Annotated in this window: 16 protein-coding genes; 10 read left to right on the top strand and 6 right to left on the bottom strand. The window is 69.3% G+C overall.

The annotated features are described in order from the left end of the window. Positions 1-203: 203 nt before the first annotated feature. From K307_RS17860 to ligD, 4 genes are all read right to left on the bottom strand, one after another. Complete coding sequence (locus K307_RS17860) at positions 204-1274, bottom strand: Ku protein (protein WP_042880070.1); 1071 nt, start codon at positions 1272-1274, stop codon at positions 204-206. A gap of 225 nt (positions 1275-1499) precedes the next feature. Then, a complete protein-coding gene (locus tag K307_RS17855; RefSeq protein WP_042880069.1) occupies positions 1500-3485 on the bottom strand; it encodes a hybrid sensor histidine kinase/response regulator in 1986 nt (661 codons plus the stop codon). A gap of 322 nt (positions 3486-3807) precedes the next feature. Continuing rightward, on the bottom strand, positions 3808-4212 hold the full coding sequence (locus tag K307_RS17850) for a hypothetical protein (RefSeq protein ID WP_042880067.1): 405 nt from the start codon (positions 4210-4212) through the stop codon (positions 3808-3810). 157 nt (positions 4213-4369) lie between these two features. Then, positions 4370-7237 carry a DNA ligase D gene (gene ligD / locus K307_RS17845; protein ID WP_042880066.1) on the bottom strand — a complete coding sequence of 956 codons (2868 nt, stop codon included), beginning with the start codon at positions 7235-7237 and terminating at the stop codon, positions 4370-4372. A gap of 260 nt (positions 7238-7497) precedes the next feature. Here ligD and K307_RS17840 point away from each other — a divergent pair, with 260 nt between their 5' ends. Together K307_RS17840 and K307_RS17835 are read left to right on the top strand one after the other, a co-directional pair. Further along, a complete protein-coding gene (locus K307_RS17840) occupies positions 7498-8505 on the top strand; it encodes an SDR family oxidoreductase (protein WP_042880064.1) in 1008 nt (335 codons plus the stop codon). 238 nt (positions 8506-8743) lie between these two features. Beyond that, complete coding sequence (locus K307_RS17835; protein WP_042880062.1) at positions 8744-10747, top strand: PAS domain-containing hybrid sensor histidine kinase/response regulator; 2004 nt, start codon at positions 8744-8746, stop codon at positions 10745-10747. On the opposite strand, the gene K307_RS17830 is transcribed toward K307_RS17835, so the two are convergent. After that, positions 10744-11790 carry a sigma-54 interaction domain-containing protein gene (locus K307_RS17830; RefSeq protein ID WP_042882235.1) on the bottom strand — a complete coding sequence of 349 codons (1047 nt, stop codon included), beginning with the start codon at positions 11788-11790 and terminating at the stop codon, positions 10744-10746. The two genes, K307_RS17835 and K307_RS17830, sit on opposite strands and share 4 nt — an antisense overlap. Before the next feature lie 384 nt (positions 11791-12174). Between K307_RS17830 and K307_RS17825 the strand changes: the two genes are divergently transcribed. From K307_RS17825 to K307_RS17805, 5 genes are all read left to right on the top strand, one after another. Further along, on the top strand, positions 12175-13575 hold the full coding sequence (locus tag K307_RS17825; RefSeq protein ID WP_042880060.1) for a sigma-54-dependent transcriptional regulator: 1401 nt from the start codon (positions 12175-12177) through the stop codon (positions 13573-13575). Between the two features lie 141 nt (positions 13576-13716). After that, on the top strand, positions 13717-14547 hold the full coding sequence (locus K307_RS17820) for a sensor histidine kinase (protein ID WP_042882234.1): 831 nt from the start codon (positions 13717-13719) through the stop codon (positions 14545-14547). 262 nt (positions 14548-14809) lie between these two features. Then, positions 14810-15442 (top strand): hypothetical protein, encoded by a 633-nt coding sequence (locus tag K307_RS49540; RefSeq protein WP_230625738.1) that lies wholly within the window; start codon positions 14810-14812, stop codon positions 15440-15442. A 99-nt stretch (positions 15443-15541) separates the two neighbouring features. Further along, positions 15542-16132, top strand: coding sequence for a hypothetical protein (locus K307_RS17810; protein WP_042880058.1), 591 nt, complete (start codon positions 15542-15544; stop codon positions 16130-16132). A gap of 67 nt (positions 16133-16199) precedes the next feature. Next, on the top strand, positions 16200-16667 hold the full coding sequence (locus K307_RS17805; RefSeq protein ID WP_022539638.1) for a PRC-barrel domain-containing protein: 468 nt from the start codon (positions 16200-16202) through the stop codon (positions 16665-16667). Positions 16668-16742: 75 nt separating this feature from the next. Here K307_RS17805 and K307_RS17800 read toward each other — a convergent pair whose 3' ends face one another. Next, positions 16743-17075 (bottom strand): BON domain-containing protein, encoded by a 333-nt coding sequence (locus K307_RS17800; RefSeq protein WP_042880054.1) that lies wholly within the window; start codon positions 17073-17075, stop codon positions 16743-16745. A 321-nt stretch (positions 17076-17396) separates the two neighbouring features. On the opposite strand from K307_RS17800, the gene K307_RS17795 reads away from it, so the two are divergent. The 3 genes from K307_RS17795 to K307_RS17785 all read left to right on the top strand — a co-directional run bounded on the left by K307_RS17795 (position 17397) and on the right by K307_RS17785 (position 20077). Further along, positions 17397-17969: a low affinity iron permease family protein gene (locus K307_RS17795; protein WP_051974948.1), complete on the top strand. Its 573-nt coding sequence runs from the start codon at positions 17397-17399 to the stop codon at positions 17967-17969. A gap of 70 nt (positions 17970-18039) precedes the next feature. Continuing rightward, positions 18040-19227 carry a DUF3182 family protein gene (locus K307_RS17790; protein ID WP_042880052.1) on the top strand — a complete coding sequence of 396 codons (1188 nt, stop codon included), beginning with the start codon at positions 18040-18042 and terminating at the stop codon, positions 19225-19227. Beyond that, positions 19214-20077, top strand: coding sequence for an alpha/beta hydrolase family protein (locus tag K307_RS17785; protein ID WP_042880050.1), 864 nt, complete (start codon positions 19214-19216; stop codon positions 20075-20077). The genes K307_RS17790 and K307_RS17785 overlap by 14 nt, the downstream gene beginning before the upstream one ends.

The raw sequence follows: 20077 nt of genomic DNA, 5'->3' as shown, positions 1-20077 counted from the left end.
GGGGGAGAGGGCAGGGGGCGCTTCAAGCGCGTCGAGCTGGATAAAACCGAACGCCCCGCTTGATGTGGTTCCTAGCTAGACCACCCCGGTCCCTCTCCCCCTGAGGCCATGAGGGGAGAGGGAGAACACCTTGCTTAGGCAAGCTCGGGCGGCGTTGGCGCACTCAAAACCGATCTCCTCTTCCGCGTCGGAGTTCGTTGGCGCTACGCCGCCTGCTTCCTCCGCGCAGTGCCGGTGCTCTTGCGCGCCGCCGGCGCGCGTTTCGCCGGCGCATGCTTGGTGGCCGTGCCGGCACGCTTTGCCGGCGCCGCAGCCCGTTTGGCCGTCGTTTGTTTCTTGGCCGCCGCATGGCGCGCAGGCGCCTTGCGGCGCGTGCGGCCTTCGCTCTCGATCTCCTCTTCGGCGTCCTCGGCTTCGGCCTTTGCCCGTCCCTTGCCGCGCGCCGGCTCTTCCTCCGCCTTGCCGCCCTTGCCGCGGTGATCCAGGCTCTTGCGCAGCAGCGCCACCATGTCGATGACCTTGGCCCCCTGGCGCGGGGTCTCTTCCTCTGCTGCGGGCTGTGTCAGCTGGTGGGTCTTGCCGGATTCGATCTTTGCCTCGATGCGCGCCATCAGGTCGTCGCGGTAAGTGTCGCGGTATTGCTCGGGCTCCCAGTCTTCGCTCATGTCCTTGACCAGCTTGGTCGCCATCTCGACCTCGCGCGCGTGCGCGCCGGTGGCCTTGCTCCTGGCCGCCTTGGGCAGGCGCAGTTCGGAGATCGGCAGCACTTCGTCGGCGAAGCGCATGGTGTTGAGCACCAGCGCATCGTCGTGCACCAGCACCGCGGCGAGGTGCTGGCGCGCACGCAATACCACCAGCGCCAGCGCGGCGCGGCCGGTGCGGCGCATGGTTTCGTGCAGCAGTGCGTAGCCGCGCTCGCCGCGCTTGTCGGGCTCAAGGTAGTACGGTGTGTCGAAGTAGTAGGGCGGAATGTTTCCCGCCTCGACAAAGCTAACGATATCCACCGTCTGCGTCGCCTCGACATTGGCCTGGCGGAAATCCTCGTCGTTGAGCAGCACGTACTCGTCCTTGGCGTACTGGTAGCCCTTGACGATATGTTCCTTGTCGACCGGCTTGCCGGTGCTCTTGTTGATGCGCTGGTAACCCACCGGCGCCATGTCGCGCACGTCCAGCAGGTCCAGGTCGAGCGTCTGGTTGCGCGACGCGGGCCGCAGCACGACAGGAATGTTGACGAGGCCAAAGGTGATGGCGCCTTTCCAGATGATGCGGGACACTTCACGGCTCCTTTGCGCTAAGCGCGCGGGCGCGCGCTGGCACGGCTTGCACGTTGCGGCGGCGCAGGCGGCGTATCGCCGGGAGGCGGGTCGGACACGGGTTCGGGTTCGGGCGTGCCCGGAGGCTGCTCCGGCGGCGGGCTTTCAGGCTTGCGCGTCGGGATGTCGGGTTCAGGCGTGGTATGCACGGAGGCTCCTTGTTGCAGGGTGGTTCGGTTGCGGCTGCTACGCGCGTTCGGTGTCAAGCGCATCCAGCAGCCGCATCAGCGCGTCGAGGTCGGCCGGCTTGACCAGGTGCTGGTCGAAGCCCGCTTCCAGCGCGCGGCGGCGGTCTTCGGGCTGCCCGAAGCCGGTCAGCGCGACCAGCGTGGCGCCGCGCATTTCGGGCAGCGCGCGCAGCCGGCGCGCGGTCTCGAAGCCGTCCATGGCGGGCATGCCCAGATCGAGCAGCACCACCTCCGGCCGTGCAGCGGGCGCGCGCGCCAGTGCGCTGGGCCCGTCGGGGGCGGTCACCACGGTATGGCCGAGGGTCTGCAGCGTCATGGTCATGGCCTCGAGCGCATCGACGTTGTCGTCGACCACCATGATCCGGCGCGGCACGCCGCTGCGCGGCGCGGCCTTGCCGGTGCCGGGATGCCACTTCTGCCAGGGCTCCACCGGCAGCGTCACCGTGAAGGTGCTGCCCTGTCCGGGGCCGGGGCTATGGGCGCGGATCACGCCGCCATGCAGGCGCACCAGTTTCTGCACCAGCGTCAGCCCGATGCCGGGCCCCTCATGGGGGAAGGCGCCGTGCGCAGGCTCGGGAGGCGCGCCGTCTTCAGGCGGCGCCAGCGGATCGAACAGCTGCCGCTGCAGCGCCTCGGACAGGCCGGTGCCGTTGTCGCGCACATTGACGATCACGTGGCCCGCGTCGTCGAGCGTGGCATCCACCGTGATCTGTCCGCCCGCGGGCGTGTAGGCCGCGGCATTGTGCAGCAGGTTGCTGAAGATCTGCGTAAGCCGCACCAGGTCGCCGCGCACCGGCAGCGGCTGCTCGGGCAGCGACAGGCGCAGCGTGTGGCGGTAGGCGTCCAGCACCGGGCGCACCGCCTCCACCGCCGTATTGAGCGCCGTGCGTAGTTCCACCAGGTCCTGGCGCAGAGTGATGCGGCCTTGGTTGAAGCGCGAGATATCGAGCAGTTCGTCCACCAGCCGCGTCAGGTGGTGCAGCTGGCGGCCGATGACGTCGCGCGCGCGGAACATGTCCTCGCGCGACGGCGACAGCTGCTGCAGCAGGTCCGCGGCGCTGCGCAGCGGCGCCAGCGGGTTGCGCAGCTCATGCGCGAGCATCGCCAGGAAGCGGTCCTTGCGCCGTTCCTCGTCGCGCAGCGCGCGCTCGGCACGGTTGTGCTGCGTCACGTCCTGGCAAGTGCCGGCGATGCGCAGCGGCGGGCTGTTTTCGGCGCCTGCGGGTTCCGCGTCCTTGCTCGCGCCGCGCACGGGGAAAGCACGCGCGCGGATTTCGCGCAGTTCGCCGTTCGGGCGTGTCATCTGGAACTCGATATCCATGCGGCCGTCGCTCAACATGCGTTCGAACGCGGCTTCGACGCGCGCGCGGTCGGCGGGCACCAGGCGGTCGAGGCAGCGGCGCGGATCTTCCATCAACTGTTCGGCGGAATGGCCCCACAGCACCGCGAACGAACTGCTGACGAACAGCAGGCGCTTTGCCGCGGGATCCAGGATCCAGACCACGTCCGCCATCGATTCGGCCAGCTGGCGGAACATGTCTTCATTCTCGTGCAGCGCCTGCGAGGTGCGGTGGTAGGCGTCCTCGGCGCCGCGCAGCCGCAGCAGCGCATGGATGCTCGACAGCACTTCCTCGGGCTCGGCGGGTTCGACCAGGTAGCCGTCGGCGCCGCAGTTCAGCGCCTCGACCCGCTGGCGCGACTGCGCCAGGCCGGGCGAGGTCAGCAGCACCAGCGTGCGCGCGGTCTGCGGATCGTCCTTGAGCAGCCGGCATACTTCCAGCCCGCTGATATCGGGCAGGCGCGCCGACAGCAACACCAGCGCCGGCGCGTGCTGGCGCACCAGCGACAGCGCCGAATGACCGGTGGAGGCTTCGATCACGGAGAACTCGCCGCGATGCAGGATGCGGCTCTTGACGTAGCGCGGCCCCTCGCGGTCGTCGACGTTGAGGATAAGGGGTGCGGGGGTAGGGGTGTGCGCATTCATGGCGTCACGCAACCGCGCGCTGGCGCGCCGGTCGATAACCCAACGTGGGCGCCGGGGACGCCCCACACCAGGTTGACGTGTAAAACCGCACCGGCCGGGTCTGGTCATTTGTAATTGTTGCACCGCTGGCGCGCCTGCTGGTTGTAGCAATTACATACGTACAGAAGTGATCCATCTTCATTCCCCCTTTGGCGTCCGCATGGCCGCGGTCTTCACTGAGGCCGTCATTGCGTGGCACTGGCAAGAGGCGTGCCGGCAGGCGGCGCGTGGGCCGCTTGCGGTCATCATTCCTTGTCACGAAGCCCTCCGGTGCCTGGCTTGCTCACTTGCGCGCGGCTTCGCCGCTATGGGCTTCCGCGCTTGGCGCGGTGCCGCCATGCGGGCCAGCGGTGCCCGGCGCCTCGGCCGCCTTCTGCGGCATCTTGCCGGCTTCGGTGGTGCCGCCCCCGCTGCTGCCCTTGCCGAAGCGAGCGGCCAGCTGGTCCTGGACGCGCGCGAGCGCGTCGGCCTGCAGCTTGGCCGCTTCGGCCTCCTTGGTCTTCTTGCTCTCCGCAGCGGCTTGCTGCTCAGGCGTAGGCGCGGGCAGGCGCGCCTGCACCGGGCAGGCCGCGAATGACAGCATCGCGCAGGACACCAGCAACCGGCGCAGTGCGCGGCTGCTACGCGGCGGGGAGGCATCCGCCGCGCGGGCGGCACGTATCGTCCGGGGAATGGCAAGTCGGCCCATGGCAGCGTCCTCCTGTATTCCGTGTCGTCGGCACTACTGGCAGTGCCGCGGGATGCACCCGTTTCGGGTGTGTTCACGGAGCGGAAGATGGCAAGAAATGTGCCGCTCGATGTTGAAGCCACCTGTTGCGCCACGAGCCGGGGCTTGCCCGGCATCGCTAACGCGCCTGGCCGAGCCTTGCCGCTGCCCGCGTGATCGCCTGGCGTGTGCCCGCGTAGTCCGCCCAGGGGTCGTCCTTCTCCAGCGCTTCCAGTCTTGGCTCGACGTTGGCCACGGTCCATTGCGCCGCGCTTTCCAGCATGTCGAGTTCTTCCCACGAGACCGGGATCGACACTCCCAGCCCGGGCCGCGCGCGTGCGGAAAACGCCGCCACCGTCGTGGCGCCGAGGCCATTGCGCAGGTAATCGATGAAAATCTTGCCTACGCGGTTACGCGCGCCGCTCTTGGCAACGAAGCGCTGCGGGATGGTGGCGGCGACGTGGCGCACCACGTCCTGCGCAAAGTCCTTGAGCTCGTCCCAGCCCGCGCGCGGCGTGACCGGCACCACCACGTGCAGGCCCTTGCCGCCGCTCGTCTTCAGGAAGCTGGCCAGGCCCACTTCGTCGAGCAGCGCCTTCATCAGCGCCGCGGCCTCCTGCATTTGCGACCACGGCACGCCTTCACCCGGGTCCAGGTCGAAGATGATGCGGTTGGGCCGGTCGATGCTGCGCTTGCTGGCGTTCCAGGTATGGAACTCCACCACGTTGAGTTGCGCGGCCGCGACCAGCGCCTGTTCCGAGACGATCTCCAGCAGCGCGGGATGCCCCGGCCACAGCCCGGGATCGAGCACGTTGATGCCGTCCACGCGCAGCGTGTCGCCATGCCGCTGGAAGAACTGCTCGCCGGCCACGCCCGAGGGCGCGCGCACCATCGCGATCGGGCGCCCGCGCAGGTGCGGCAGCATCAGCGCCGCGGCGCGCTCGTAGTAGCGCACCAGGTCGCCTTTGGTCAGGCCCGAGTCGGTGTCGATCACGCGCCCGGCATTGCTGATGGCGACCTTGCCGCCGGCGGCGGTGGGGCGCTTGCCCGCGGCGCCCGCTTTCGTCTTTGCCCCGGTCCCTGGCTTCTCGCTGACGGCTTTGGCAGTCTCCTTGGTGATCTTTGCCGCGGCCTTGCCCTTCGCGGCAGGCTCGGCGGGGCGTTCCACCGACACCGCGCTCGCGGGTTTGTCGCTGCGCAGGCCATGGAAGACGGCATGGCGCACACGGCCTTCACGCGTCCAGTTGCCGAACGACACCTCGGCCACCAGTTTTGGCCGCACCCAGTGGCCCTTGACGCCGGCGGGTACCGTTTCGAACGGGGGGTCATCGGCGCGCAGCGCGTCGAGCTGCTTGCGCAGCTCGCCCAGCATGCGCGTGTCGAAGCCGGTGCCGACGTTGCCGGCGTAGCGCAGCCGCCCGCCGCTGTCGTGGACGCCGAGCAGCAGCGAGCCGATGCCTTCGCGGCTGCCCCTGGGGTCGGTGAAGCCCGCCACCACGAACTCCTGGCGCAGCGTGCATTTGAGCTTGATCCACGTATTGCTGCGCGCGCTGACATAAGTCGAATCCGCGCGCTTGCCGATCACACCTTCCAGCTTCATGCGGCAGGCGGCCTCGAGCATCTCGTCGGGGCCCGCTTCAAAGTCCTCGCTGAACTGCAGCCGCGCCGAGGTGTTGTGCTCGAAGATCCGCCGCAGCAGCGCGCGCCGCTCCACCAGCGGCACCTTGCGCAGGTCATGGCCGGCAAAGTACGGCAGGTCGAACACGAAGTACTGGATCGCTTCCACCCGCGAGGTGTCGAAGGCGTTCTGCAGCGCCTGGAAGTCGGTCTCGCCATGCTTGCCGATCACCACGATCTCGCCATCGAGCCAGCCGTCGGGCAGCCCAAGCGCGCCGACGTCGCGCGCCAGCGCGCGCAACTTAGTGGTCCAGTCATGGCCTTGGCGCGTGAACAGGCGCACATCCTTGCCGTCGATGAGCGCCAGCAGCCGGTAGCCATCGAACTTGATCTCGTAGTGCCAGGCCTGGGAATCGGACGGCGGTTTTTCCACCAGCGTGGCGAGCTGCGGCGCCAGCGCCAGCGGCAGCGCCGCGCGTGTGGCGCCGTGCGGAGGCTTCAGGGCCTTCAAGGCGGTGCCTGTCGGTGCGGCTTCCGCGTCGTCAGGTTCCCGCGCGCGCTTTGCCTTGCCGGTGGTGGAGCGCTTTGCCGCGGCCTTGCGTTCGGTGCCACCCAGCACGCTGTCAGGCATGGCCTCGACCACATCGAACTCCGACGCCGGCACCGCGGCCTCGTCGCGTTCCTTGATCAGCAGCCACGCATCCTGTTCGCCCTGCGCCTTCTGCCGGCTGCCGTGCATGCGCACCAGCGTCCAGTGCCCATGCAGCTTCTCGCCGCGCAGCTCGAACTTCAGCTTGCCGGCGCGATACCCGGCTTCGGCGTCGCCCACCGGCACCCAGGTGCCGCGGTCCCAGACGATCACCGTGCCGGCGCCATAGTGGCCGGCGGGGATCACGCCCTCGAAGCCGGCGTAGTCCATCGGATGGTCTTCGACATGGACGGCCATGCGCTTGTCGGCCGGGTCCAGGCTGGGGCCCTTGGGCACCGCCCAGCTCTTCAGCGTGCCACCCAGCTCAAGGCGGAAGTCATAGTGCAGCCGCCGCGCGGCGTGCTTCTGGATCACGAAGGACAGCTCGCCGGCGCGCTTGCGGGGCGCGGGCCGGGCGCGCGCCGCGGCGCCGCTGGGCTCGGGCGTGGCGCCGAAGTCGCGCATGCGGCGGTATTTGTCGAGCGCGGCGGGCGCCGCACCGGCAGTGCGCTTGCGCGCGGGGGCCGCTGCCTTGGTGGCGGACTTGGTCGGGGTTTTTATTGGGGTCTTGGTTGGGGACTTGGCTGCCGCCTTGCGCGCAGCCGCACGCGGCGCCTTGGCGGCGGCAGTGCCGGCGCGCTTGCCGGTGCGCTTTGCCGGGGTGCGGCCTTCGCCCGGATCCTGCCGCGTTGTCTTGGCCATCGCTGTTGCCGGTTGCATGGGAATGCATCCAGCTTAGGCAGCACATGGCTTGGCCGAAATCGGCGCCCGTCCTACAGGTGCAGAGCGCCGGGGATGCGGTATGTGGTTCTTACCGGGCGTTGTAATTCTGCGGCGCCGGTCGCGCGACGTTCGCTGCGCCTGTACCGGTGCGCCGTGGCGCACTGGACGGGAACACTCCTTGCGACTAGCGAGAGGCATGCCCGGCGTCGTGCCGGGGCCATCCGAGGAGGAAGCGGCAGATGAAACCAACCCTGAAAAAGATCGGCTCACAGGTCATCGTGCTGACCGGCGCCAGCAGCGGCGTGGGCCTGGTCACCGCGCGCAAGGCAGCGCAGCAGGGCGCGCGCCTGGTGCTGGTGGCGCGCAGCGAGGATTCGCTGCACCAGCTCGCGGAAGAACTGCGCGAGCATGGCACCGAAGTCATTACCGTGGCGGCCGACGTGGGCAAGCATGAAGATGTCGCGCGGGTGGCGCAGACGGCCATCGAGCGGTTCGGCGGCTTCGATACCTGGATCAACAACGCCGGCGTGACCATCTTCGGGCGCCACTGCGACGTGCCGCTGGAAGACCAGCGCCGGCTGTTCGACACCAACTACTGGGGCACCGTGCACGGCTCGCTGGCCGCGGCGGCGCATCTGCGCGAGTGCGGCGGCGCCATCATCAACATGGGCAGCGAGGCGTCGGACGGCCCGTTGCCGCTGCAAAGCGCCTACGCGGCCTCGCAGCATGCGATCAAGGGCTTTACCGATTCGCTGCGGGTGGAACTGGAACAGGAGCAGGCACCGGTCAGCGTGACGCTGATCAAGCCCGCCGGCCTGGAAACGCCGCTCGCGCGGCATGCCAAGAATTTCCTCGATGTCGAGCCACGCCTGCCGCCGCCGCTGTATGACCCGGCGCTGGCGGCCGAGGCGATCCTGTTCGCGGCCGAGAACCCGCGCCGCGATTTGTTCGTCGGCGCCGCCGCCAAGGCCTTCTCGGCGGCGGCTTACCACGCGCCGCACACCTTCGACCGCTTTATGCGCCGCTTTATCGGCCGCGCGCAGCAGACCCGCCACCCGGCCGGGCCGCTCGAGGACAACGCGCTCTACGGCAGCGGCACCGGGCTGCAGGAGCGCGGCGGCACGCAAGGCGCGCTGCAGTCGTGCCCGTACACCACCACGGCGCGCTACCCGATGCTCACGACCGCGCTGGTGGTCGGCGCCTCGGCCGCGGTGGCCGCGCTGGTCCAGTTGCGGCGCTCGCGCTAGGTGCCGCGCTGCCCCGCGTGCGGAGCCTCCCCGCGCGGGGCTTTCCCTCTTTTGATTCCTGCCCCTCCCCTGAACGCGGGTGCGGTGTGGCCTTGTGACACAGAACGGGTGGCGCATGGGCCGCGAGCGCCTATCATTGACTCGGATGCCCGCCAAATGGCGGGCATTTGGCCCTGCGCCGCGCGGTTCCGGCCGGGACTTGCCGATTTCCACCTCCACATACGCAGAAGGTGCGCTCATGGCCGAGCCGCAAACGGCAAAAGTCGTCCGCACGTCACCCGTTGGCGAACCGGGGGACACCATGGCGGACCATCCCGCTCCGCAGCAGGCCATCCAATACCGGCGCCTGCTCGATGCCGTGCAAGACTGCGCCGTGTTCGAGACCGATGCGGATGGCCGCATCGCGCTGTGGCCCGAGACCGCGCGCAAGGTGTTCGGCTACAGCGCCGACGAGATCCTCGGCCGCCACTTTTCCTGCCTGCACCGCCCCGATGACATTGCCGCCGGCCTGCCGCAGCAATGGCAGCGCACAGCCGCGCAAACCGGCAGTGCGCGCGACCAGGGCTGGCGCGTGCGCCGCGACGGCAGCCTGTTGCAGGCGGACTGCGTCATGCAGGCGATCGGCGCGGCGGAGCTGCCGGGCACGCTGTCGCCGAACGGCGATGCGACCACGGGCGCGCCCACCGGTTTCGTGATGTCCTGCCGCGACATCACCGTGCAGCAGGCGGCCGCCGAGCACGCGGCGCTGGCCGAGTCGCGCGTGCGCCTGCTGGCCGATAGCCTGCCCGGCACCGCGATCTGCGAACTGGACCTCGACGGCACTATCCGCAGCTGGAATGTCGGTGCGCAGGCACTCTCTGGCTATGCCGAGGCCGACGCCGTGGGCCAGCCGCTGGCGCTGCTCTACACCAGCCAGGACGCTGCCGCGGGGTGCCACCGGGTGGCACTGGAGGCTGCCCGCGCTTGCGGGCAGTGGGCGGGCGACGAGCGCGTGGCACGCAAGGACAGCACCATCGTGCGCTGCCAGACGCGCATGGTGCTGGTGCGCGACGCCGGTGGCTGTCCCAACGGCCTGCTGTGGACCGCGCGCGACCTCAGCGACACGCTGCGGCTGGAGGTGCTCGAAACCGGCAACCGCCGGCTGCAGGCGTTCCTGGCCATCCTCGCGCATGAACTGCGCAACCCGCTCGCGCCGGTGCGCAACGCGGTGGAGGTGATTGCGTTGACGCCCACCGCCGATACCCGCATCCGCCACTGCGCCGAGATCATCGACCGGCAGCTGCACCAGCTCGAGCGGTTGGTCAACGACCTGCTCGACGTCGGCCGCGTGACCGCGGGCAAGATGAGGATGGAGCTGACGCCGACTTCGTACAACGATGTTGTGACCGCCAGCATCGACGCGATCCGGCCCATGCTGGACGCCGCCGGCCAGCAACTGGTCGTGGATCTGCCGGTCACCTCGCCCTATGTGCGCGCCGACGCGGCGCGGCTGGGACAGGTGCTGCTCAACCTGCTCAGCAACGCCACCAAGTACACGCCGCGCGGCGGCACCGTCAGCGTGCGCGTGAGCGTGGAGCCGGCGCGCGTGGTCACGGCCGTGTCGGACACCGGGCGGGGCCTGCCGCTCGCGGCAATGGACCGCATCTTCAACCTGTTCGCGCAGGAAGCCGAGGCCGGCAGCGGCAGCGGGCTGGGCATCGGGCTGGCCTTGGCCAAGGCGGTGGTGGAAGCGCATGGCGGCGCGATCCAGGCCGACAGCGCCGGCGCCGGCAAGGGCAGCACCTTTACCGTGATCCTGCCGCGCGTCACCGGCCGCGTGCCCCAGGCGGACGCGCGGCCGCCGGGAACGGTGCCGCGCAGGCGCGTGCTGGTGGTGGACGACAACGCGGATTCGGCCGACAGCATGGCGGAGTTGCTATCCCTGCTCGGCCACGAGGCCCGCGCGGCCCATGGCGGCCAGCAGGCGCTGGCGGTGGCAGGCGAATTCCGCCCCGACTGCGTGCTGCTCGACCTGGAGATGCCCGACATGTCGGGCTATGAAGTCCTGCAGGCGATGCGCCAGGCGGGCGCGGACCGCGGCGTTCAGTTCCTGGCGCTGACCGGGCGCGGCACCGCCGAGGACCAGCGGCGCAGCCAGCTGGCGGGCTTTCATGCGCACCTGACCAAGCCGCTGGCGATCGATGCGTTGTCGCGGGCACTGGCGCAGCCAGCGGGCAAGGGCCAGCCGCCCGAGCAGTCCTAGAGCGACCGGTAAGCGTCCAGCCGGTTGTACAGCGTCTTCAGGCTGATGCCGAGCGCGCGCGCGGCCTGGCGCTTGTCGCCGCCAAAGCGCGCCAGCGTGGCCATGATGATCTCGCGCTGGGTGTCCGCCAGCGTGGTGCCCACGCGCACATTGACCACGCCGTCGACGGTGGTCGGGCGCGGCGGCTGCGTGGCCAGGTTGGGGTTGCCGATCTCCACCACCTTGTCGGCCAGGATAAAGGCGCGGTAGACCGAGTTCTTCAGCTCGCGCACATTGCCCGGCCAGTCGTAGCGCACCAGCCGGTCCAGCGACGCGGCCGAGAACGCCTTGTCGGTGCGCTCCATGGCGTTGTATTCGGCCAGGAAATGGCGCGCCAGCGGCACGATATCGTCCGGGCGCTCGCGCAGCGGCGGAATATGCAAGGGGAACACTGCCAGCCGGTACAGCAGGTCCTCGCGCAGGTGGCCTGAGCGCACGGCCTCGACCGGATCGCGGTTGGTGGCCGCCAGGATGCGCACATCGGTGACGATCAGCGTGTCGCCGCCGACGCGGTGAAAGGTGCGGCCCTCGAGCACCCGGAGCAGCTTGATCTGCATCTCCAGCGGCATCTCGGTGACTTCATCGAGAAACAGCGTGCCGCCCTGGGCCTGCTCGAAGTAGCCGGCCTTCTGTTCGATCGCGCCGGTGAAGCCGCCTTTTTCATGTCCGAACAGTTCAGATTCAATCAGCGTGGGCTGGATCGCGCCGCAATTGACGGCGATAAAGGGACCCTTGCGGCGCGCGCTGCGCTCGTGCACGGCCCGCGCCACCACTTCCTTGCCCGAGCCGCTTTCCCCTACCGCCAGCATGGTGACGTCGGTGGGCGCCACGCGCTCGATTTGCGCAATCAGGCGCCGCATCGCGGGCGCGGTGCTCTCCCACAGCAGCGTCACCTGCGACGGCACCGCCCGACGCGGCGCGGGCTCGCCCCCGGACGCGCTGGCCGGGTGGCTGGAATGGGGGGCGGCGTTGCTGCGCCGCGGTGTGCTGGCAGTCACTGTCACGGTCACTGGCACCTCGGAGGCCTCGCAGCGAGGCGAGTGAAGTCATCGGGAAGGTGAGAAGTTCCTATGCTAGCCTTTGCCAAGGGGCCTTGCCAGACGTGCGTTGGCAGGCGCGGAAAGCTCCGACAGCCGTGTCAGACGGACACCGGCAACGACCCTGCCTGCCCGCGCTTAGACTTGCAGTACGCAGTGCAGAACCCCCGGTGCAGCGCCAGTGCCGTCGCCTGTACCTGCCGCCGAGCCACGCCTCGCATGGAGCGTGCCGGCGGTTTGTTCCCGTTGTCTCCGGCCGGAGCCGCCCCCAGACTCCCACCGCAGTGCACGGAGAGCCAGGCGCGCGCAGGGTTGCGCTCAGGACTCTATTAGGTCTCACTGACGGATCGTATGCCCCACATCCTGATTGTCGATGACGATGAAAACGCCTGCGCCGCGCTGGCCGAGATCGTGGCCATGGAAGGCTTCAGTTCCGCCACCGCAGGCACCCTGCGTGAAGCCCGGCTGCAGATCGGCTGGCGCATGCCCGACGCGATCGTCGCGGACCTGCGCCTGCCGGACGGCAACGGCATGGAACTGTTCGACGAGGTCGGCGCTTCCGGCGTCGAGGTGATCCTCACCACCGGCTACGCCAGCGTGGAAAGCGCCGTGGAAGCGCTGCGCGCCGGCGCCACCGACTACCTCGTCAAGCCCATCAACGTGGCGCGATTGCAGACCGTGCTCAAGCGCCTGGCCACCACCGGCGAGTTGCGCGCCGAGATCCATTCGCTGCGCGGCGAACTGCGCCGCTACGGCCGCTTCGGCCGGCTGATGGGCAGCTCCGAAGTGATGCAGGTGGTCTATGATCAGCTCGCGCGCGTGGCGCCCACCGAGGCCACCGTGCTGCTGATCGGCGAAAGCGGTACCGGCAAGGAGCTGGCCGCACAGACCGTGCACGAGCTCTCGTCGCGCCGGCGCCAGCCGTTCCTGGCGGTCAACTGCGGCGCGATCTCGCCCACGCTGATCGAAAGCGAGATGTTCGGCCACGAGCGCGGCAGCTTTACCGGCGCGGATCGCCAGCACAAGGGCTATTTCGAGCGCGCCGACGGCGGCACGCTGTTCCTCGATGAAATCACCGAAATGCCGGCCGAGCTGCAGGTCAAGCTGCTGCGTGTGCTGGAAACCGGCACCTTCATGCGCGTGGGCACCAACCGCGAATGCCATGCCGACGTGCGCGTGCTGGCCGCCACCAACCGCAACCCCGAAGAAGCGGTGGCCGACGGCAAGCTGCGCGCCGACCTGTTCCACCGCCTGAACGTGTTCCCGGTGGAGCTGCCGCCGCTGCGCGCGCGCGGCGACGACGTGATCCAGATCGCCAACCTGATGCTGGACCAGCTCAATGCCGAGCAGGGCACGCAACGCCGCTTCGCGCCCAATGTGCTGGAGAGCCTGCGCCTGCACGCCTGGCCGGGCAACGTGCGCGAGCTGCGCAACTTTGTGCAGCGCGCCTTCATCATGGCCGACGAAGACCTGATCACCGAAGTGCAGGTGCCGCTGCAGGTCGCGGCCACGCAGGCGCCGGGCGCGGCGGTGGTATCGGTGCCGGTGGGCATGTCGCTGGCCGACGCCGACCGGCAGCTGATCTTCGCCACGCTGGAGCAGTGCGCCGGCGTGAAGAAGCATGCGGCCGAGATCCTGGGCATCAGCCTGAAGACTTTGTACAACCGGCTGGAAGATTATGCCGCCCGTGGCGAATTGCCGGAGTGGTTGCGTGCCTCGCGCAACGACACCGGTTCGTCCGCCACCGGGTGACGGCGTGCGTGCCGGCAAACGGTGGCGGCGGTTCGCGTGCCGCGGTGGCCTACGGTGCCCCCGTGCCGCACGCTTCTTGCTTCAGCCAATGCAGCCAACCTGGCCGACACGATGATGCCTGAGCAACCGCTGCAATCCGGCATGCCGGACGCCCCTGACCATCCTTCCCTGCGTGGCGTTGGCCCTGCAGGCGCGGGCAGCGATGCTATCGCCTCGCTGGACGGGCAGGCTGTGCAAAGCGTGCAGGAAGTGAGCGCGCTGATCGAGCAGTCAGCACACGACCTGCGTTCTTCCCTGAATGCCATCCAGAGCTGGGCCTACGTGCTGGACCGCGCCTTCGATACCGCACCCGCGCCGGCCCAGCGCGCACTGGACGGCATTCGCGCCGGCATGCAGCAGCAGCTCGCGCTGATAGAGGAAATGGAAGAAGGGGTGCGGCTGCTCGCCGACGAGGCGGTGCCGCGCTGGCAGCAGGTCGACCTGCTCGATGCCGTGGCCCAGGCCATTGCCGATCGCCGCCCGGCGGCGGAGGCGCGCGGGGTGCTGCTGTCGCCGGTGACCACCGACGGCGCCGGTAATTCGGCCTATGTCGTCGACGCCGACGCGGCGCGCCTGGCGCCGCTGCTGCGGCACCTGCTGGTGCACTGCATCTGGCGCGCCCCGGCCGGCGGCACGGTCGCCGTAAAGATTGCCGGCGAGCCCGACCACGTCAAGCTGCGCATCACCGAAAGCCCGCCGCTGGACCAGCAGCGCAGCACCAGCCGCCTGACCGCACTGACCGACTTCTTCGGCCGCCGGCCCCCGGCGGCGGATGGCGCCCCACCGGCGCGGCAAAGCACCGCGCTGCTGCTGACCCGCCGCATGGTGGAACTGCACGGTGCCGTGCTGAGCGCGGAAAGCGATAACTGCGAGAGCGACAGGATCAGCGTCTGCATCGCGGTCCGGTTCCCGCGGCAAGTGCGCGGCGGGTGAGCGATTGCGCGTGGCGCGATGACGGGCTCAATGTGCGTTCATAACGCTTCCATGTCGATGTAGTTTTTACAGGCGTGCGGTGCGCGCTACGCGTACCGCTTGCCAGCGCGCGGCGCGCCCCCCGCAGCCTGACCGCAGCCCCACGGCAGCATGGCGGCCCCCACGGCAGGCGCTGCACCCGCTCCCGCCTGCATGTGCCATCCGCCTGGCATCTGGCCCGCGCCTTGCATGGGTAAGTTACTCAACCAAGGAGGGCCCAACCATGCCCAAAGCCAGCCGCCCATCCGACAAGGCCGCGCAGGTTGCCCGCAAGTCGTCCGGCGCGAAGTCCGACATGAAATCCGACAAGGCGCAGGCCGCCCGCAGCTCGCGCGCTTCGGCTGCTTCCGCAGGCAAGGCCGGCAAGAGCGGCGCGGCGATGAAGGCCGCAAAGCCTGCCGCAAAGCCCGCTGCCAAGGCCGCTACAAAGGCCGTGGCAAAGCCGGCCGCGAAACCCGCGGCGAAGTCAGCCGCCAAGCCAGCCGCCAAGCCAGCCGCGAAGGCAAGTGCCAAGCCATCCGCGAAGCCTGCTGCCAAGCCGGCCGCGAAGACCGGCAAGTCCGCCATGGCCAGTCCTGGCGCAGGCGCCGGCCGTGCCGAAACCGGCATGACCGCCAAGGCCGGGGACAAGCAGCGCAAGGAAGGCAAGAAGACCTACCAGGCTGCGGTCGACGACTCCCTGGAGATGACTTTCCCCGCCAGCGACCCGATCTCGCCAAGCGCGGCCATGCATGCCGAGAAGAGGACGCAGACCGCGCGCGACGACGTCGACTGGAAGCTCAAGCGCGGCAGCGAACAGCAGCCCGCAGGGGCCAAGCCCGCCGGCCAGCGCAAGGGCTCGACCGGCCGCCGCTGAAGGCGCGCACGTCAGCCACCTTTAGTCCATGCGCGGCAGCGCGGCGCCACGGCGCCGCGCTGTTGCCCGAATCCATCGGATGAACGAAAAGGAGCCAGCATGTCCGCCATCATTGCAGGCCGCTTCGACAGCTTTTCCACCGCAGAAACCATGGCCAGCCGGCTGAAGGCGCAGGGATTTGCGGACAAGGACCTCAACCTGTTCTACGTCAACCCGCCCGGACAACACGCCGCCTACCCGCTGGGCGGCGACCACGCTGCCGATGCCGGCGCGCGCAAGTCCGGCATCGGTGCCATGGCCGGGGTGCTGATCGGCGCCGCGGTGGGCGCGGCCGTGGGCGCAGCGTTGATTTCCGCGGTGTCGGCCGCGCCGCCGCTGTCCATCCTGGTGATGGTGTTTGCCGTCGGCCTGGGTGCCTATCTGGGGTCGCTGGCCGGCGCACTGGCGCTAGCGCGCAACGTGCGGCGCGACCCGCTGACCGGGCAGCCGCCGGTGCGCAACGCCGGCGTGGTGCTGGCCGCGCATGTGGCCAGCGGGAGCCCGGCGGCGGTGGCGGATCTGCTGCGCCAGGGCGGCGCCAAGGATGTGGAGCGCGCCGATGGCCGCTGGGTCGACGGCCGCTGGGCCGACTTCGATCCGACCGTGCCGCCGGTGCCGGCGGAAAACCCGAGAACGCGCGAGTACAGCTAGCGCAGTGCGGGCGCGGGCAATGCCAGCGCCGGCGTCCTTCCATCCCAAGGCAAAAACGGAGGTGTCCATGAATCCAGTCCAACCTGAATCCCCGGGCGAACAGCCGCGCGGCGCATCGATCGTCGGCGGCATCGACCGCAATTCCCCGGGCCCCGGCCCATTCGTGATGGCCGCCGATACGCTCGAGGGCAACAAGGTGGTTGACCCCGCGGGCGACGATATCGGCACCATCGACCACATCATGATCGACGTGCTGGGCGGACGCGTGGCCTACGCAGTGATGGCCATGGGCGGCTTCCTGGGCATCGGCGAGAAGCTGTTCGCCCTGCCGTGGTCGGCTCTGACGCTCGACACGCGGCGCAAGTGTTTCGTGCTTGGCGTCGAGAAGGACCGGCTCAAGGCCGCGCCGGGGTTCGACAAGGACCACTGGCCGAGCATGGCCGACTCGCAGTGGGCCACCAGCATCCACCAGTACTACGGGATTTCGCCATATTGGGAAGCGGATCGCTACGATCCGTGGGAAGACCGCAAGTAGGTGATGCGGTCATCCGGGGGAGGCCAGGCGCCGGGCATGGATCCGGCGCCTGGCCTTTTCGTTCAGCCCTTCCATTCAGACCTTATGGTTGACCTGTCCTGCAGGCTTGCGCGCGGGATCCGCATGCATGCCGCTGTCCTGCGGCTGCCCCTGCGGTTCAGGCGCGGGCTGCCAGCGCAGCGACAGTTCGTTATGCACGCCGAGCAGGCCCGCGCTGACGGCAGCGGCCTTCTCGATGCGCTGCGAGACCTCGATGTCGTCCACGCAGCCGCGCACGGTCACGCGGCGATCCACCACGTCGAGCGTGACGCCTTCAGGAAAGCGGCCATCGAAGGCCGCGGCAATCTCGGCGCGTACCGCCACGCGCAGGGCTTCGTCATCGGCGGCTGAGGAGGCGTTGCGGTTCATCAGGGCTCCTTTGCTGGAATCGGACACGGGAGGCGTACCTCGCCTTCGCTGCGTAGCCTGTGACCGGCGCAAGAAGCATTCCCGCCAAGTTCACGCCAACGCGCCGCCGCGCACGCGAGCGCTGCACGCCGTACACCGGTGGCGTCGGCAAGATTTATCACCCGATGTAGAAAGGAAAGCCGTGCCGCAGCCCCGAGAAAGCCAAAGGCGGTACAAGTGCAGCGCGCGTTGTAGGACTGCGCCCGCTGCACTTTGGCACCGCGCTCCATACAATGAAATCAGCATGCCGCCGCGTGGCGGTCCAATGTCGGGAGCGCAACGATGAGCAAGAACAGTCCAAACCTGCCGGGCGTCAGCCATCAGCCCGGGTCCGGAAAACATGCCCGCTTGCTGCATGTGTTCGACCGCTTCGCCGGCGCCGCCACGCGCCAGGCGGGCTCGCCCACCGCGTTCGTGCTGGCTGTCGGCGTGGTGGTGGCCTGGGGCATTACCGGGCCGATTTTCGGCTATTCCGAAACCTGGCAACTCGTCATCAATACCGGCACCACCATCGTCACCTTCCTGATGGTGTTCCTGATCCAGCAGAGCCAGAACAAGGACGCGGTCGCGGTTCATCTGAAGCTCAACGAACTGCTGGCCTCGCATCGCGAAGCCAGCAACATGCTGGTGTCGATCGAAGACCTGGACGAAGAGGAACTGCGCCAGCTGGTCAATTTCTACCGCCACCTGGCCGAGCTGGCCGACAAGGAGGACGGCATAAAGTGCAGCCATTCGCTGGACGAAGCGCGCGAGAACCACGCCGCCAAGCTGCAGGCGCGCGCGTCGCGCCGCAGGCCTGCGCAGGATGAGCCAGTACAGGCGGATGCCGGTTCTACCGCCGTGGCCAGTCCCTAGCCGGGCCCGCGCCGGGCTCGCCATGCCGTCGACCCCGTGCCGTTGCGCACAACCCAGCAAGGAGCCAGCCGTGTCCGATCCCAACCAGGCAACGAAGCGCAAACGCTCGGGCACGGCCGCCGCGGCATCGCCGTCGGGCCGCACCGTCATGGTCTACGGCTGCGAGCCGCTGGGCGATGCCGACAGCCACCTTGGCACGACCCTTGCCAATATAGCGCGCAAGGTGGCCGATATCGCGGGCTACGCCTTCGCCGGCGCCTACGCAGCGCCGGGCGCGGGGCAACCCCCGCCCTACCTGGTGCCCGCGCAGACGCTGGTGGGCGCCGATCTCGCCGCCAGCCTCGGCGTGCAGGGCGAGAGCGACCTCTTTGGCGGCGTGGTGCCGTATGCGTTCGTGGCTACCAAGGCGATCACGCACGGCCTGGTGGAACCGGGCGCGGCGGCACCACAGGGCTGGTGCGAGGGCTTCGTGCAGCGCGTGGTTGGCGCGACCCTGCCGGGCTTTACCGTGTTCACCGTGGCCGATGCGCGCTTGGCCGGCAAGCGCCTGCTGGCGCTGGGACCGGTGCGGCTCAAGGAGCCCTGCGGCATCGGTGGGCTGGGCCAGCGGGTGGTCGACAGCGAGCGCGCGCTGGACGAGGCGCTGGACGCGATGCAGGCCGATATCGTCGAAACCCACGGGCTGGTGCTGGAGCGCGACCTGGACGCACCCCAGACTTACAGCGTGGGGCAGGTGGAACTGGCCGGCCTGCGCGCCGCCTACTGCGGCACGCAGGGGCTGACGGCCAACAACCGTGGCCAGCAGGTCTACGGCGGCTCGACCCTGACGGTGGTGCGCGGCGGCTTTGACGCGCTGCTGCAGCAACCGTTCGATGCGCGTACGCAGGCCGCGGTACGCGCGGCGATGGTGTACCACGACGCCGCGCTGGCCTGCTATGACGACATGGTGCTGTCGCGCTGCAACTATGACGTGGCCTTCGGCCCTGCGGCCGGCAGCGCCGACCGCGAGCGCGTGCTGGGCGGCGTGCTGGAGCAGTCCTGGCGCGTGGGCGGCGCGACCGGCGCTGAACTGGCGGCGCTGGCGGCGCTGCGCGACGACCCGCGGCGCACGCGCGTGGTGGCCTCCACGCGCGAGATGTACGGCAACGGCGTGCAGGTGCCCGACGATGCCGAGATCTATTTCCAGGGAGAGGACCGCCATGTCGGTCCGCTGACCAAATACGCACGACTGGAGCCTGAATCCGATGGCAACGCATGAAGAACTCCTGCAGATACAGTCCGAGGGCGGCACCATTGCCGGCACCCTGATCAGTCCTGAAACCAAGCTGCCCGGGGTGCTGTTCGTCCATGGCTGGGGCGGCAGCCAGCAGCAGTACCTGGCGCGCGCGCGCAAGGTGGCGGGGCTGGGTTGTGTCTGCCTGACGTTCGACCTGACCGGCCATGCCGGTACGCGCGCGGAATACGAAACCGTCACCCGCATGCGCAACCTGGCCGACGTGGTGGCGGCCTACGATGTGCTGGTGCGCCAGCCCGAAGTGGACCGCAACGCGATCGCGGTGGTGGGCAGCAGCTACGGCGGCTACCTGGCCGCACTGCTGACCACCCTGCGCCCGGTGCGCTGGATGGGCTTCCGCGCGCCGGCGCTGTACATGGATTCCGGCTGGGACCTGCCCAAGCGCCAACTGCATCGCGAACAGGACCTGGTCAGCTATCGCCGCAGCGTGGTGCCCCCGCAAAGCAACCGCGCGCTGCGTGCCTGCTGCGCCTTCGCCGGCGACGTGCTGGTGATCGAATCCGAGAGCGATCAGGTGGTGCCGCACGCCGCGGTAATGAGCTATGTCGACGCCTGCCTGCATGCCAATTCGATGACCTACCGCATGATCAAGGGCGCCGACCACGGCCTGACTGACGAGGAAAGCCAGCGCGCCTACACCAGCCTGCTGGTCAACTGGCTTCGCGAGATGATCACCGGCGCGCGCGCCGGCCCGGTCAGCGCCGAGCGCGCGGTGCCACCCACGCCGCGGCCCGCGCCGCCGGAGTCCGACGAGGAGCTGGGCATGGCGGGCGCCATCGAGGGCGCGAGTGCCCCGCCGGCCGGCGCGGAATAG

The organism is Cupriavidus necator A5-1 (assembly GCF_000744095.1).
GTDB classification, from domain to species: Bacteria; Pseudomonadota; Gammaproteobacteria; order Burkholderiales; family Burkholderiaceae; genus Cupriavidus; species Cupriavidus necator_A.
This window is presented reverse-complemented; position numbering and strand designations above follow the sequence as displayed.